This window comes from Collinsella sp. UBA1693 (genome assembly GCF_002320115.1).
In the GTDB taxonomy this organism is placed as follows: Bacteria; Actinomycetota; Coriobacteriia; order Coriobacteriales; family Coriobacteriaceae; genus Collinsella; species Collinsella tanakaei.
This window is the reverse complement of the sequence record NZ_DCJT01000007.1, coordinates 83,656-99,184: the sequence shown is the minus strand read 5'-3', so window position 1 is coordinate 99,184 and position 15,529 is coordinate 83,656. Positions and strand designations below refer to the sequence as shown.

The following is a 15,529-nucleotide window of genomic DNA, read 5'->3' as shown; positions in this document are numbered from 1 at the left end:
CTACACGATTGGACAGCATCCTATGAATGTACTCGTCATCAACGGACCCAACATCAATATGCTCGGCATTCGCGAGCCCGGCATCTACGGCACGCAGAATTACGAAGCACTTGTCGCCATCTGCGAGGAAGCGGCAAGCGCATGCGGTTTTACGCGTGTGGAATGCTTCCAATCAAATCATGAAGGCGAGATCGTCGATAAGATCCAGCAGGCATACGGCTCTTTTGACGGCATCGTCATCAATCCGGCTGCCTATACGCATACCAGCGTCGCCATCCTCGATGCCCTCAAGGCCGTGGCCCTTCCTGCAGTAGAGATCCATATCTCCGCCGTGGAAGATCGCGAGGATTTTCGCCAGATATCCTACGCCGGCATGGCTTGCTTCGAGCGTGTCACCGGAGAGGGTCTTGAGGGATACGCCCACGCGATTCGCATCCTCGCCCATCGTCTCTCAAGCGAGGCCTAGCTCGAAAACCCTGCGATTTGCCTATAATTGCAAAATGCCCCGCGCGACCAGAAAAAGTCGTACGGGGCATTTTCCTACAAAGATTCAAGCATCGCGCGCGCATGGGCGAGGGATTCAGGCGAGCTATCGCCTGATAGCATACGGGCAATCTCAGCCACGCGCTTATCCCCCTCAACGGGAACAAGCGATGTTTCGGGAATACCGCTGCCCGTATCCGCCTTTCGTACAACGTAATGCGCATCCGCAACAACGGCCACCTGCGCCAAATGCGTGACAACGATAACCTGGTGCGTCTTGGCTAAATCTGCAAGGACCGTCGCGAGTGAACGGGCGGTTGCACCGCCAACGCCCGCATCGACCTCGTCAAACACAAGCGTGCCCGCATGGTCTGCAGAACCCATTACCACTTTAGCCGAAAGCAACACGCGCGACAGCTCGCCACCGGAAGCGATGCGCTTAAGGGGACGAGGGGTGAGCCCCGACCCGCTTCTATATAGAAGCTCGCAAATAGATGGTCCGGAGTCGGTCCAACGCTCACGAGGCAGCTCGCGCTCGTCCCACAGCACTTCGGCTCCGCCCATCTCAAGGCGCGCCATCTGCCTTACGACCTCGCGACAAAACCGCGGTCCGGCAACCGAACGCGCCTTCATCAATGCACGAGCCGCTTGGACAAGATCGCTCTCAGCCGCATCAAGCTCTAGCCGGGCACGCTTTACTCGCTCTTCAGCATCGTCAACCAGGCTCAGCAGCTCTTTTGAAGACTCAAGACGAGCAAAGACATCGTCCATAGTGGGACCGTGCTGTCGCAACAGCCCTTTAAGCTGGGCAAAGCGGTCTTGCTGGCGTGCAAGCTCCTCAGGATCAAAGTCAACGCTATCGCGATATCGACGAAGGTCCGCAGCGGCATCCTCAATAAGAATCGACGCTTCGGCCAAACTATCGACAAACTCGGAAAGTTTCTTATCAACGCCCGCCATGCGTTGCAGCTCTGCGATGGCGGCATTGAGCGAGTCGAGCGCGGCATTCTCTTCAGACAGCAGCGACTGGGCATCATTGGCAGCGCAGGCAAGCGCCTCGGCGTGCTCAGCACGGGGAAGCGACTCCTCTAGCTCCTCATATTCTCCAAGATGGGGATCGACCTCGGAAATGCGCTCGACAGTGAAACGCGCCTCGTCCAGCAATGCACCCTTTGAACGGGAGGCCTCGGTAACGCGGGCAAGTTCGGCGGCAGCGGCTCGAGCCGCATGAAGCTTCGCACGGTAATCGTCCAATATGGGGGCAATGGTATCTGCTGCCCAGGAGTCGACCATGCGAACATGATTGGCAGAATCAAGCAAGCTTTGATGTTCATGCTGGCCGCACAGGTCGATCATGGAGCCAACGCGCGTCGCGAGCTCGCGGACGCTCGAGATGGAACCATCAATTTTGACTCGGCTACGGCCATCAGCAGAAACGCTACGGACAACACCGAATCCCTCGGGATCATCCACGCCCTTGAAAAATCGCCCTTCCACTACAAGGCCCGCCTCGCCCTCGCGCACGCTCGACGCGTCCGCACGTTCTCCCATAAGAAGCTTCAAAGCGGAGAGCAGCGCGGTCTTGCCGGCACCGGTCTCGCCGGTCAAAACGGTAAGACCGCTGCAGGGGACAAGGCTCGCCTCTCGAATAAGGGCGAGGTTCTCTACGCGAATCTCATCAATCATGACGCCTCACTCCGTAAAACACGCGGGAAACGGAAGCGTAGAAGCTCTCCGGACCGTAATCGAGCAGCAGCGTATCAAACGGAGCACGTGATACCTCGACGCGCTCGATTTCGCCTTCAGGCGCCAGGAATTGACCATCGACCGCGATAGCGGGAATGCTGGGGCGATTTTTGGATATCGATACCTCTACAACATCAGAAGGAGACGTCATGAACGCACGCGCCTGTATGGTATGGGGTGCGATGGGAACGCAGATTAAACCTGGGAAGTCAGGGTTCACAATGGGGCCGCCGGCAGAAAGCGCGTAACCCGTAGAACCGGTAGCTGTAGAAACAACCACGCCGTCGCCACGAAGCCTGTCGATGTGATGTCCCGATACGGTCATATCAAACTCCACCATATCGGAAAGCGGACCGCGGGTAAGCGCCATATCGTTAAGGCCGAAGTGCTCCAAAACCGCCTCCGAACCATCCTCAAGAATGGAATACACGCGGGCCCGCAACATAGCGCGGCGACTTACGTGCATCTCGCCCGCAAGCGCATCCGTAACCACAGATAGGATATCGACATCCTCCGGACTCGCGGCAGTGAGAAAGCCCAGATGACCGTAGGATAAACCCAAGATGGGAATCTGCCGATCCCCAACGATGCGAACGGCGCGCAACAGGGTGCCGTCGCCCCCAAGCGAGATGACAAGATCGCTGCCCTCGATATCTGCGGGCACGTTCAGACTCGATCGCTGGTCAGCCGCCCATGCAACATCATAGCCCTGGCGATTCAGCCATAACTCAAGGGTAAGCCCGCTTTGAACGGCTTCCGTCTTGTAATAGTTAGGGACAAGAAAGACCTTCATAGTTCCACCGTCTTTCTAACGAGCATGTCAACTTGGTTGGCAAGGTCCAAATCATCGGCGCGCGCAAAGAGGCTGCGATCGCCAAGCAGGAAAAACTCCTTGTTACCCTTAGCTCCAGTTATGGGAGAAGCGCACACATCAACAGGATACAAACCAGAATCTGCAAAAAGGCGGATAGCCCATGCGAGAACATCTTGATGAACAGAAGGGTCCCTTACGACTCCGCCCTCGCCCACCAAATGGGAAGGTGCTTCAAACTGCGGCTTTACCAAGGTAAGAAAACGCCCGCAAGGCGTGAGAACAGACAGCACTGAAGGCAAAACGGTCGCGATGCTGGTGAACGAGACATCGCAAACGGCCAAGTCGCAGCAAGATTCATACCCCAACGACGGTAAATCAACCATATTGGTGCGCTCTAGAAGCACAACGCGTTCATCCTGGCGCAAGGACCAGTCGAATTGGGCTCGACCAACGTCGACGGAGATCACATGAGCAGCGCCGCGCTTGAGAAGGCAATCTGTAAATCCACCCGTCGAGCAACCAACATCGACGCAAGATAGCCCACTGGGATCAACGTTGAAGTGATCGAGCGCACCGGCGAGTTTAAGGCCGCCGCGCCCAACATAGGGAATACGACCTTTAACATGAAGCTCGATTCCTGGCCGTACCTTAAGACCGGGCGAGGTCAAGCGCTCACCGCCGGAAGAGACTAGACCTGCCATCAATGTGCGCAGGGCATCCGCGCGATTATCGCAGATGCCCTGAGAAATCAGCTCGTCATCAAGACGGACACGTTTCATATCGCTGCCAATCTACGCTTTGGCGGACGAGGATTAAATACCCTCGCCGGTAACACCTTTCGCTTGGCCGTCTTCAGCGCTCGCTGCGCTGCTGACGGGTTGGTCCGAATCGAGAAGATCGGCTTCGCGCGGAGACAGGTCGAACTGGTCTACCATATCGACGGCGCGACTACCGAGCTTGATAGCCTCATCGAATAAATCGAGGCTACGCTCAAGTGAGGTGTCTTTAGAGCGAACCGCGGCAACGATCTCATCGAGACGATCGGTGATGTCATCGAACGTCTTGATGGTGGTATCGGCCATGGCTACTCGCCATCCACGTCATCGGAACCGAGGACGGTGTCTATCGACTCCTCGACATCGGCGTCGGACTCCGTCTCGACATCGGACTCCGTATGGGCTTCGATATCGAATGCCACCTCAGATGAAACAATCTGCGCCTCGTCCTCGGACTCAACTTGGTCCTCACCCTGCTCGACCGGAGGCTCGGGAAGCGTCTCCATGCGGGAGATGCGACCCAACACACCGTTGACAAACCGAGAAGACTCATCTGTGCCATAAGCCTTAGCGATCTCGACGGCCTCGTTGATGATGACCGCATCATCGATGGCGGCGTCACCGGTAAGGAATCGCATCTCGTACACAGCGAGGCGAAGCAGGTTGCGATCAGTGCCGGGCATGCGATAGAGGCTCCAGTTCATGGAAACGCTCTTGAGCGCATAGTCGATGCGATCGATATTGTCGTGGCAGCCACGAGCCAACTCAACGGCATAGGCGTCAAGCGGGCCCTTGGAAATCAGATAATCGCCAGCGAGAACGGTATCGACCGAAAGATCGAGCGCCTCCGCCTGGAACAGAATCTGCAGGGCCTGGCTACGGGCGAGGGTGCGTCCGCGTTCAACCTTTAAGCTCACGCGCTACTCCTTGGGAAATACGAGGCCGTCGATGCAAACGTCCACAGACTCGACTTCGACGCCGACCTGTGCATCGATAGCCTTGGCAGTAGCCTCGCGAATGGACTCGGCGAGCTTCTTGAAGGGATAGCCGAAGAACACGGCGACGTGAACGGTAATCGCAAGTTTCTCATCGACTACCGAGCACTCGACAGCGGGACCCGCGGGAACGTTCTTGGAGCTCAGCATGGAAACGAGGTTGGTGGCGATATCGCGCACACCAACGGTTGCGATACCCTCGACCTCCTCGACAGCGCGAGAAACGATGGCGGATAGGACCTCGGGTGCGATGCCTATACCGGCAATCTTGATCTCTTCGGTCATGGTCTTCTCCCCTACTACGAAAATGCGGACTGTAACGGTTTGGGGCTAAGCGCGGGAAACGAACTCGCCGGTGCGGGTATCGATCTTGATGCTCTCGCCCTCGTTGAGGTACATAGGGACCTGGACAACGGCACCGGTATCGATGGTCGCGGGCTTGTAGGCACCCTGGACGGTATCGCCCTTAGCGCCCGGAACGGTCTCGGTGACCTCGGCGATGATGAACATCGGCGGGTTTACGCCCATGAGCTCCTCCTCGGCGTAGAGCAGCTGGCAGGTATCGTTCTCGCGAAGCCACTTGGAGTTGTCACCCACAAAGTCGGCAGGAACGGAAACCTGCTCGTAGGTCTCATTGTCCATGAAGATGTAGTCGGCGCCGTCGTTGTAGAGATACTGCATCTCCTTGGTGAACAGCTGGACGCTCTCGAACTTGGAGCCGGCGTTGCAAGTCTGCTCGACTACGCGACCGGTCTTGATGTCCTTGGTCTTGTAGCGGACAAAAGCGCCGCCCTTGCCGGGCTTGACGTGCTGGAACTCGACGAGAGTGCAGACCTTGTCCTTAATGCGCAGGCCGATGCCGTTCTTGAAGTCAGCGGTGGAGATGGTTGCCATTGAAAACCTTTCCTCATGCGACGTCAAATAGACGCCACCCAAACATACATATACAGATAGTTAATTATACTCTTTCGACCCATAACGCTATGAGCGCTACAGAAAACCTACTTAGCAGTCGATGACTACCAGATCGTGGCTGGACTTGGTGAAGGGCTCGAAGCCATCCTTGGTCACGATACCGTAGTCCTCTAGGCGCACGCCGCCAACGCCGGGAAGGTAGACACCGGGCTCAACGGTGACCACAGAGCCTTCCTCGAGCACGTTGCTGGTGCGACCAAGGTTGGGTAGCTCATGAATATCGATGCCCACACCATGCCCCAAGCCGTGGCCATAATAGTCGCCATAGCCCGCATCGCCGATGATCTTCTTCGAGAGCATGTGGATCTCATGGCCATCGGCGCCCGCGTGGATGGCCGCCGCGCACTCCTCATGGGTGCGACGGACCAGGGCGTAGAGCTCGAGCTGCTTTTCAGACGGCTGGCCGACGCAGACGGTGCGGGTCATATCGCTGCGATAGTCGCGGTACCCCGCGCCATAATCCATAAGGACGAAGTCGCCCTTCTCGACCATGCGGTCGCTTGGGATAGCGTGAGGATTGGCCGTGTTGGGACCAGAGGCCACAATGGATGAAAACGCAAGGGAGTCCGCTCCGTTGTTGAACATGAACGTCTCGAGCTCGGTGCGAATCTGCTTCTCGGTAAGGCCGGGACGGATAAACTCGCACATGTGGGCAAAGGCGGCGTCGGTAATCGACTGGGCGTGACGCATCAACTCAATCTCTTCGGCGTCCTTGACCGCGCGCATGCGCTGGATATCGCCGTGCATCTGGGGCAAGCTGGCGCAGATAGAGACGTCCTCTAGACCTCGTTGGATACCAAAGTAGAAAGAGATCTGCATGTCGTCCTCGACTGCGATGACAGAGCTTTTAGTCTCAAGGGCGCGATCGGCCACCCAGCGAGGCATAGCGATCTGGTCCATATCGAGCTCCCAGGGATTGCCCGCAGGAAGGTTCTCCTCAAAAGAGTTGAAATAACGAGAATCCGTGTGCAGAAAGCAACGGTCGCGCGAGATAAAGGCAACGTGCGGGAACTCGAAGGTGTAATCAAATACGCCCATAGCGCCGGTGAGCCAGCGCAGATTGGCCTCATCGCGAACAACCACGGCATCATATCCGCGCTGAGCCATCATCTCGCGAACGCGGGCGATGCGCGCTGCGGGTCCAGAAATCTCTGTAGACATGTAAGTAGTCCTTCCTATGCGTGTGCGTACCGATAACGATAGTAACCCTACCGCGGCAGGCTAGAGTAGTCCTTACGCGGGCTCGTCCATAAGCTCCGCGCGCGAAGCGAGGTAGGCGCGAGCATGTCGCTCGAGCACATCGTCCTCCACCGTGGCATAGCGAACGGTGCCAACGTGGCGGGGCAACGAGAACATGAAGCGGTTCGAACGCTTGAAGCGGGTCTCCTTGAGGGCGGTCAAGAACCTATCGAACTCAAGCTCGAAGGGAAGCTCCTCCACCCCAAGGTCATCGAGCCTGTCATCCAGCGAAAAGACATCGTCGAAATCAAAGCCAAACGCATCGACCGCAAGCCTGGCTTCAAAGCGCATGCCCTCGGCGAGGAGTTGATAGGCGGGAATCGAATCTCCGAGGCACGACCGAAGGGCGCCGGCGGTGGTGACGCCGAACTCCAAAGCGTTGCGAGCTGAGGGATTGGCCGCCTTGATTACGGAGGATCGGGCGGTCTGAGCCATGCAGAGAGCATCTACCATGGGAACTTCGGCGTTATCGAGGACGCCCTCGACCAGCTCCCCAAAACGGTCCCACTGACGCCTGCTGTCGATAAAGGCCGAGGCGCAAAGCATCACGTAGCCGCTCATGCGCTCGTCATGCGGACACAGGGGCACCAAGTCGAGGTCGCAAGCGACCAAAGCGGCACGCGGCTCGACGGATATCATTTGAGACGAGGAACGGGTATCCAGCGGTCGCATACTTGTAGCACACGAGGTCATCGCATCGAGCGTGGTGGGCACCAGGGCGAACGGAGTCTCCCCGCACCAAGCATGGGCGCAAAAGCTAACCAGCGAGCACACGCCCATGCCGCCAAGGCCAACGATTACGTCGTCGCGCGTGATGTCGCAAGAGTCGAGAGCATCGAATAGCTGGACGGCATAGGCCATCGTCGCCACGTTCTCCCCTGTTGGAAGCGACAGGTCGCTCACCGTGAAACCGGCATCGATCAAGGCGCGCGAGACCTCTAGACCGTAGCTCTCCGCAAGGGAGGATTCTGTAACGATAACGGCACGCTTGGGGGTAGCGACCAGGCATTTTACCATCTTACCAAGCTGCTCGACAACGCCTTCGCCAACGCGGAAGTCGGTGCTGCGCGAACCGAAGTTGATAAGCTGACGACGAATCATAGAAGACCACACTCCAAAAGAAGCTCGGCTACGGAATAGGATACATCGGTAAAAGACCTGCCGCGGATATCGACGGTGAAATCGGCCGCCTGCTTATAAAGGGGACGACGGTGCTCGAGAAGCGCTGTCGCATGCTCGGCAGAGCGAAAATCCGGCCTGGTGTCACTACGGCGGATCTGCCGCAGGGAATCATCGATGTCGCCATCAAGGTACACGCAATATCCAAGGCGGTGCATGATCTCGATATTGTCGGGAGTCTCTATGACCCCGCCGCCGCAGGATACCAAAAGGCTCTTGTCGCGCGAGAGCGATTGGAGCGCTTGAGTTTCCAGCGCGCGGAACTCCTTCTCGCCAAGCGTCTCGAAGATCTTGGTGACGCTCATGCGCATCTTGCGCTCGACCATGCGATCAGTATCGACGAACCTACGATTGAACATGCCGCCGAGGTTGCGGGCAAGAGTCGACTTGCCAGCGCCCAGAAAACCGATAAAGAAGACGTGGTCGCACCCTCGTTTCTCAACCTTGGTCATCGTAGGCCATCGCCCCCTTCCTCGCATGGAAGGTCGCGAAGCGCACGACGCTCGAAAAAGCGGAACGCGTAGGTGTACCACATATCAACATGCGTCTGCGGTTTCACCAAAATGGAATCAATGCCCGCCAAGCGCGAAGCGAACACATCCGTATAGAGCTGATCGCCCACAAGAAGGGACTCCGAGCGCGTTGCCGAGAGCTTATGCAGCCCCGCCCACAAAGCAAAGGGCGCCGGCTTCATAGCGCACCAGATAACATGGTCTATACCAAGCTCGCGGGCAGAAGCCTCAACCTGGCTGCGGTACCAGTTGTTAGACACAAGACAGACGCGAAAACCAAGTCGGCGCGCCCGGTCAAGCCAATCGCGAGCCTCGGGAGGGGCGCAGGCGGCGTCGCGGGGAACGAGCGTGTTGTCTCGATCCACCAGCAACGCGCGCTTACCGGATCGATAGAGCTCGTCCAAATCAATGCAATCGACCGAGGCCACGTATCGCTTAGGGGCGAGGAACGTCATGACGCGGACCCCGAGTACTCCTCACGGTCCTTGAGGAACTGGTCGTAATCGCTGCTGAACTTATGCGTGCCATCCATAGCAGAAGAAGCCACATAATACAGGTAATCGGTATCCGCGGGTTCGATCGCGGCCTTGATGGACGAGATGCTGGGCGAGCAGATGGGACCAGGGGTAAGGCCCTTGTTCTTATACACGTTGTAGGTCGAATCGATCTCGAGGTCGGAGTAGGTCACGCCCTGGCTGCCGCCGCCGCGGGCGTAGACGATGGCGGCATCGATCTGCAAAGGCATGTCGGCATCAAGGCGATTGTAGATAACGCTCGCCACAAGGGGGCGCTCGTCTTCCACGGCGGTCTCGCGCTCGATCAAGGAGGCCATGCACATGATCTGCTGGAACGTAAGGCCGTTGTAGGTCGCCGAATAATCGATATCGGCGGTTTCGGCAACAAATTGATTCAGGAGGGCGCGGATAACATCATCGGCAGTGGGGTCGTCTCCCAGCGAGTACGTCTTGGGATAGAGGTATCCCTCTAGCGAGTCGTCGTAGGTGCCCTCAAGGAACGGATAGTCTGCAACGTAATTCGACGCCTTCGCCTGGGCGAGGAACTCGTCCACGGAAATACCGTAGGCGGCCTCGACGTTGGCAGCGGTCTGCTGAACCGTGAGGCCCTCCTGGATGACGAGCTTCACGCCCTCGACATTGGGCCCCTCTACAAGCTGGCGAACAACGTCCTCCGGATCCATACCCGTGTAGAGAACGTAGTCACCGGGCTTGAGCGACATGGCGGCGTCGAGCTTCTCGACGGCAGCGTAGTACCTCTTGGGATCATCGATGATATGGGCCTCGGACAAGCGACTGGCTATCACATCGCCGGAAGCACCCTCGGGGATGGTCACCTGCACCTCCTGTCCAGCAGGAACAGACGAGGTAGAGGGCGAGATGAAGTTGGATACCGCGGGAACCACGAACAGAAGCACGCCGGCAACGGCGGCGACAACGGCAACGATCGCGATAACGACGATAAGCGGCGAGGGTCCGCGTCGGGGCGAGTTGTACGGAGATCGCGAGGGGCGAGCCGCGCCTCGACCGGAATCATTTCTAGCGGGACGAACGGGCTGGGGGCGCACGGCTGACCGACGGGCCTGCGAGGACGAAGCGGAACGCTGGACTCCAGATGCCACGGGGGCCCCGGATTTAAAGCGCTTTCCCGCGGGGCGCGATGAAGGCTGGGCGCCGTTAGCGCCTCGGATGTCGCGTCGGTCGTTAGCCACGAGATTCCTTTCTATCGTGTCCATCAAGCCAAGCCTGAAGGAACAGGGATGCGGCGATCATGTCGACTTTGCCGCGCATCTGCCGCTCGCTGAGACCCTCCTCGCGCAAGATCCTCTTCGCCTCACGCGAGCTTAAACGCTCGTCCGCAAATGCTACGGGCAGTCCAGTGGCATCGGAAAGCTTTTGAGCAACGCCCTTGATGCGCTCAGCCTGAGGACCCTCCTCTCCCGCCATGGTTTGAGGGAGTCCGCAGACCAAAAGCTCGGGCTCGTAATCTTCAAGGAGCATGCGGAAGGGACGGGCGAGGTTGATGACCTCGTCCGCATTCATGACCTTAACGGGCATCGCCACGCGACCGGAGCGGTCGGAAGCGGCGATGCCGATCCTGGTCTCGCCGATATCAAGCGCGAGTACAACCATATTCGTTACGCGGTAGCCATTTCGCGAGCGGCCTCGAGCGCGGCCGGGATACCGGAGGCGTCCTTACCGCCTGCCTGAGCCATCTGCGGACGGCCGCCACCGCCGCCGCCAACCATGGGGGCGATCTTCTTGATGACGTCACCGGACTTGAAGCCCGCCGCGACAGCTTCATCGGTAGCCGCGGCAAGAAGGGCAGGCTGACCCTTAGAGGTCACGGTCGCAATGACGCAAGCAACAGCGGATCCGCCCTTCTGGCGAACGGTATCCCATACGTTTCGTAGGTCGGCAGCCTCAAGGCCCTCGAGCTGAGCGATCACGAGCTTGTAGGAACCGCAATCGACAGCGTTTTCGATAGCGCTGGAGATGGCATCGGAAGAACCGCCGGTGAGCGCGGCCTTCAGCTTCTGGTTCGCCTCGCGAAGCTCGGACTGAAGGTTGGCGATGCGGGCGGGAACCTCTTCGAGGCGGCACTTGAGCGCAGCGGACGCATCGAGAGCGATCTGAGCGCGACCCTCGAGCCACTCAATGGCACCGGTACTGGTCACGGCTTCGATACGGCGGATGTTCGAACCGGTCGAGGACTCGGAAACGATCTTGAACAGGCCAATCTCGGCGGTATTGGAAACGTGGGTGCCTCCACAGAGCTCGCGGGAGAACGGCTGGTCCTCTTCACCCACGGACACAACGCGAACCACGTCACCGTACTTCTCACCAAACAGCGCGACGGCGCCGGAGGCCTTAGCATCCTCGATGCCCATCACGCGGGTGACGACCGGTTTGGCGGCGAAGATCTGAGCGTTGACCAGGCTCTCGATCTGAGAGATCTGCTCGGAACTCAGGGCCTCGAAGTGGGTGAAGTCAAAACGCAGGTAATCATGGGCAACCAAGGAGCCTGCCTGGTTGACGTGATCACCCAGAACACTCTTCAGGGCAGCATCGAGCAGATGGGTCGCGGTGTGGTTGCGACGCAGCAGGGAGCGCCACTCAAGATCGTAGCCCGCAAAGACAACATCGCCCTCGGAGAGCAAGCCGTTGAGGGTGCCCTCGTGCACGTACAGGCCACCCTTGGAGACGGTGGCGTTTACAAACAGCTGTGCCTTATCGGTGTCGATGAGGCCGCGATCGCCCATCTGGCCGCCCATCTCGGCGTAGAACGGGGTGCGGTCGAGAACAACCTGAACCTTCTCCGCGTTGGAAGCCTGGGAGACGCGCTCGCCATCAACCACGATGGCGAGAACGCGAGCGCCCTCGATGCTCTCGTTGTCATAGCCAACGAACTCGGTAGCAGGAAGCTCGTCAGAGAGCTCGGTCCACACGTCGTTGAAAGAACCCCAGGCATCGCCCTTGGCGGCGGCGCGGGCACGGGCCTTCTGCTCGGCCATCTCGGCATTGAAGCCCTCGATGTCTACGGCATGGCCGGAGCCTTCCGCAATCTCGACGGTGAGGTCGATGGGGAAACCAAAGGTGTCATGGAGCATGAACGCGGCCTTGCCGGGAAGCACGCCTCCCTCACTCAGGGCAGCAAGCTGCTCGTCAAGGTAAACGCGACCGTTGTTGAGCGTGGTGGAGAAACGCTCCTCCTCCGCGTTCACAATACCCTTGACCAGGTCGGCGTTCTCGATAAGGTTGGGATATGCCTCTCCCATAACATCGTTGACGGCATCGATGAAGCGACCCAGGAACGCGTCCTCGATACCCAGCAGGCGACCATGGAAGACGGCGCGGCGGAGCAGGCGGCGCAGGACGTAGCCGCGACCCTCGTTACCGGGAAGCACTCCGTCGGAGATCAAGAAGTCGACCGAACGAGCGTGGTCGGCGATGATGCGCAAGGAGCGGGAAGCCCCGGTATAGTCGTTGTCCACGTAGGTCTTGCCAGAGATGTCTTCACCCAGCTTGATGAGGCTCTGCATAACGTCGCCATCGAAGAAGGAGCTCTTATGCTGCATGATGGCAGCCATGCGCTCCAGGCCCATGCCGGTATCCAGATTGCGATGGGGCAGCTCGGGCATGGAGCCGTCCTCCTGGCGGTCGAACTGGGTAAAGACCAGGTTCCAGAACTCGAGGAAACGGTCGCAATCGCAGCCGGGGGCGCAATCCGGGCGACCGCAGCCAACCTCTTCACCCAGATCGAAATAGATCTCGGAGCACGGGCCGCACGGGCCGGTGGGTCCGGCTGCCCAGAAGTTGTCGTCCTCGCCCAGACGCGTGATGTGGTCGGCGGGAACGCCAAGCTCGCGCCACACGTCATAAGTCTCATCATCATCCGTGAAGACGGTGAAGTGCAGGCGCTCCTTGGGAAGCTTAAAGACCTCGGTGATGAGCTCGTAGGCCCATGCGCATGCCTGCTGCTTGGTGACGCCGCCGAAGGCGAAGTTGCCGAGCATCTCGAAGAAGGAAGCATGGCGGCCGTCGGCGCCGATGATGTCGATATCGTTGGTGCGCACGCACTTCTGGCACGAGCAGGCACCGATCTCCTTCATGGTCTTCTTGCCCTGGTAGTACTCCTTAAACTGATTCATGCCAGCATTGGCGAGCAGCAGGGAGGGATCATCGGGGACCAGCGAGGAGCTGGGGTACAGCTTGTTGCCGCGCTCCTCAAAGAAGGAAAGGTACGCCGAGCGGATCTCGGCGGTTGTCATAGTCGGATAATCAGCAGTCATGAGATGCGTCTCCTGTGGTAGTGCAGTATTTCTCAAACTAGATAAGTATACCTATAGTTACGCTGCGCGTCACAAGGCAATCGAGCTAGTCAGAGAATAACAACAAGCGCGCGGGCGGCAACAATACCGTCCGCGCGCTCAACACGTTGCGCACCAAGGCACCAATCATATGGAATATGGAGAAGGTGGACACCAAACCGCACGAATTGACTACGCGCTGTTTTTGGCCTCCGGTTGGACTTGGGGTCTCTGCTGAAAACAGCCTCCGTTTGCACCCGCCATCTACTTTTTGGATCCAGTTGGACTTGGAGACGCTAAAAACGCGGTCCAGTTGAACTTGAGCCCGGAGGGTTCCGAAAGGCCGCGAGAAAAAGCGCTGGATAAGGAGCTAGCGTATCCGGCCTCCGGTGGCGCCAACTCCAACCGGAGGCCGTTTTTAGCGTTAGAGGTAAACTGGAGCCTGTTTTCAGCTGAGCGCCAAGTCCAACTGGACCGCGTTTTCAGCAGTAGCCCGCATGAAATCGATGAGGGGCCCATTTTGAGAGGGAACTAAAATACGAAAGGGCGCTGGGAAGGGAAGGGCGGTCTACTTACCGTCATCCTCGTCCGCGGCGGCATCGCTATGCTTCCTGGACTTCTCATCCATAGATGCAAAGGGGTTCTTGAAAACGCCGGTGGCACCCATGTTCTCAAACATATTTAAGGTAGACCAAGGGTTATCAAGATGGGGCTTGGGCACCGCCTCCGCCTTGGGCACCGATTCGTCATCGATGATCTGTGAGTCAGCGACAAAGGTATCGTTACCCAGCGCGTCGAAAGCGGGCACGGGATCGCCCTTCTCATCCAGGAAGGGGGTTCCGCGAAACAGCGCGCCCGCATAGGACACAAGTTGGCGGTTGGTGCGGCTCTCGTAATAGAAGATAAACAGGCTCTTCAGAACGGCGGCTATGGGCAGCGCGATGATCATGCCAACCGTGCCGCCAAGAGTGGAGCCAATGACCAACGCGGTCAGCGACAGCACGGGATGAACCTGCATAGTGGACTGATTGATCTTGGGCGCGATAACGTTGTCCGTGACGTTTTGGGACAGCATGGCCATAACCATGGTCCATACCGCCATCATAGGGCTATAGAACAACGCGATGAGCGACGCGATGATAGCGGAGATGCTGGGGCCGACCACCGGGATGATATTGAGCACGCCGGAAAGAACGCCCATCGCCGCAGCATACGGATGGCCCACAAGGGCGAAGCCGAGAAACGCCAAGAAGCCCTGAATAAGGGAGTTGATGAGCGTGGAACGCAGGTAGCCGCCCACGGAGCTGGATACCACGGCCACCATAAGACGGTAATCAAGCGCGCGATCCTCGCCCAGAAGACCGCAGATCTCCTCGTTGATCTTGGGGTAATCGAGCGCCAGCCAGTACGCCAGCACCAGACCCAAAAACACGGTAAACGTAGTGGAAGCGATATTGTTCACAATGGGGACGATTCCATCTTTGATAGATGCGAGCAGACCGGAGGCGAGCCGGTTGAACAAGTCGCCCAAAGAGCTCATGAGCGAATCGAGCTTGACGGTGTCAAAGAAGTGCTCGAAAACGGCATATTGCTGCTCCAGGTCGACAAACCATCGCCCCAAGGCGGATAGCCAGGAGGACGAATGGCTGAGCAGCTCAAGAAGCTGGCTCGCCATCAACGGGATAACGATGACGAACAGCAACAGGACCGCCACGATAACGACCAGGATGCCCAACAGGGCGCCGGCGCCGCGGGGCACGCGATGTCGCTCGAGCCAGTTGACCAGGGGCGAGGCGATGAACGCCGAGATGCACCCGACTGCCAGGAACAAAAGCGTACCGCTCAGCAAGCCCAACAAGTTCAATACGATAAGGAAGATGATGACGCAGCCGATGACGGTCCACACGTTGAGAAATGCGGACTTGAGAGAGCGGTCGCGGTCATCGCGCGACGGTGTGCGAACCATGTATCTCCAAACGCGCGAA

Annotated in this window: 16 protein-coding genes; 1 reads left to right on the top strand and 15 read right to left on the bottom strand. The window is 58.4% G+C overall.

The annotated features are described in order from the left end of the window. Positions 1–22 precede the first annotated feature (22 nt). Positions 23–466 carry a type II 3-dehydroquinate dehydratase gene (gene aroQ, locus B3H65_RS04005; protein WP_286684217.1) on the top strand — a complete coding sequence of 148 codons (444 nt, stop codon included), beginning with the start codon at positions 23–25 and terminating at the stop codon, positions 464–466. 74 nt (positions 467–540) lie between these two features. Here aroQ and B3H65_RS04000 read toward each other — a convergent pair whose 3' ends face one another. From B3H65_RS04000 to B3H65_RS03930, 15 genes are all read right to left on the bottom strand, one after another. Continuing rightward, positions 541–2,169 (bottom strand): DNA repair protein RecN, encoded by a 1,629-nt coding sequence (locus B3H65_RS04000; protein WP_286684216.1) that lies wholly within the window; start codon positions 2,167–2,169, stop codon positions 541–543. Beyond that, positions 2,162–3,022, bottom strand: a complete 861-nt coding sequence (locus B3H65_RS03995) for an NAD(+)/NADH kinase (RefSeq protein WP_286684215.1) — start codon at positions 3,020–3,022, stop codon at positions 2,162–2,164. The genes B3H65_RS04000 and B3H65_RS03995 overlap by 8 nt, the downstream gene beginning before the upstream one ends. Further along, the gene (locus tag B3H65_RS03990; protein ID WP_286684214.1) at positions 3,019–3,822 is read right to left on the bottom strand and encodes a TlyA family RNA methyltransferase; all 804 of its coding nucleotides are present in this window, start codon (positions 3,820–3,822) and stop codon (positions 3,019–3,021) included. Before B3H65_RS03990 ends, B3H65_RS03995 begins: the two co-directional genes overlap by 4 nt. A gap of 33 nt (positions 3,823–3,855) precedes the next feature. Next, positions 3,856–4,125 carry an exodeoxyribonuclease VII small subunit gene (locus B3H65_RS03985; protein WP_286684213.1) on the bottom strand — a complete coding sequence of 90 codons (270 nt, stop codon included), beginning with the start codon at positions 4,123–4,125 and terminating at the stop codon, positions 3,856–3,858. A gap of 2 nt (positions 4,126–4,127) precedes the next feature. Continuing rightward, entirely contained in the window at positions 4,128–4,736 is a 609-nt protein-coding gene (gene nusB / locus B3H65_RS03980) for a transcription antitermination factor NusB (RefSeq protein ID WP_286684212.1), read from the bottom strand. A gap of 3 nt (positions 4,737–4,739) precedes the next feature. Continuing rightward, the gene (locus tag B3H65_RS03975) at positions 4,740–5,099 is read right to left on the bottom strand and encodes an Asp23/Gls24 family envelope stress response protein (RefSeq protein WP_286684211.1); all 360 of its coding nucleotides are present in this window, start codon (positions 5,097–5,099) and stop codon (positions 4,740–4,742) included. Positions 5,100–5,144: 45 nt separating this feature from the next. After that, positions 5,145–5,708, bottom strand: a complete 564-nt coding sequence (gene efp, locus B3H65_RS03970) for an elongation factor P (protein ID WP_009140509.1) — start codon at positions 5,706–5,708, stop codon at positions 5,145–5,147. Between the two features lie 111 nt (positions 5,709–5,819). Beyond that, positions 5,820–6,950 carry a M24 family metallopeptidase gene (locus tag B3H65_RS03965; RefSeq protein WP_286684210.1) on the bottom strand — a complete coding sequence of 377 codons (1,131 nt, stop codon included), beginning with the start codon at positions 6,948–6,950 and terminating at the stop codon, positions 5,820–5,822. A gap of 72 nt (positions 6,951–7,022) precedes the next feature. Then, positions 7,023–8,129: an iron-containing alcohol dehydrogenase gene (locus tag B3H65_RS03960; protein ID WP_286684209.1), complete on the bottom strand. Its 1,107-nt coding sequence runs from the start codon at positions 8,127–8,129 to the stop codon at positions 7,023–7,025. Next, positions 8,126–8,659 carry a shikimate kinase gene (locus tag B3H65_RS03955; RefSeq protein WP_117679379.1) on the bottom strand — a complete coding sequence of 178 codons (534 nt, stop codon included), beginning with the start codon at positions 8,657–8,659 and terminating at the stop codon, positions 8,126–8,128. Before B3H65_RS03955 ends, B3H65_RS03960 begins: the two co-directional genes overlap by 4 nt. Beyond that, entirely contained in the window at positions 8,656–9,174 is a 519-nt protein-coding gene (locus B3H65_RS03950) for a YqeG family HAD IIIA-type phosphatase (RefSeq protein WP_009140513.1), read from the bottom strand. Before B3H65_RS03950 ends, B3H65_RS03955 begins: the two co-directional genes overlap by 4 nt. Next, on the bottom strand, positions 9,171–10,445 hold the full coding sequence (gene mltG / locus B3H65_RS03945; protein WP_286684208.1) for an endolytic transglycosylase MltG: 1,275 nt from the start codon (positions 10,443–10,445) through the stop codon (positions 9,171–9,173). The genes B3H65_RS03950 and mltG overlap by 4 nt, the downstream gene beginning before the upstream one ends. Continuing rightward, positions 10,438–10,866, bottom strand: coding sequence for a Holliday junction resolvase RuvX (ruvX, locus tag B3H65_RS03940; RefSeq protein WP_117679377.1), 429 nt, complete (start codon positions 10,864–10,866; stop codon positions 10,438–10,440). Before ruvX ends, mltG begins: the two co-directional genes overlap by 8 nt. 5 nt (positions 10,867–10,871) lie before the next feature. Further along, positions 10,872–13,526 (bottom strand): alanine--tRNA ligase, encoded by a 2,655-nt coding sequence (gene alaS, locus B3H65_RS03935; protein WP_286684207.1) that lies wholly within the window; start codon positions 13,524–13,526, stop codon positions 10,872–10,874. Positions 13,527–14,112: 586 nt separating this feature from the next. Next, positions 14,113–15,510 carry an AI-2E family transporter gene (locus B3H65_RS03930; RefSeq protein ID WP_286684206.1) on the bottom strand — a complete coding sequence of 466 codons (1,398 nt, stop codon included), beginning with the start codon at positions 15,508–15,510 and terminating at the stop codon, positions 14,113–14,115. Positions 15,511–15,529 lie beyond the last annotated feature (19 nt).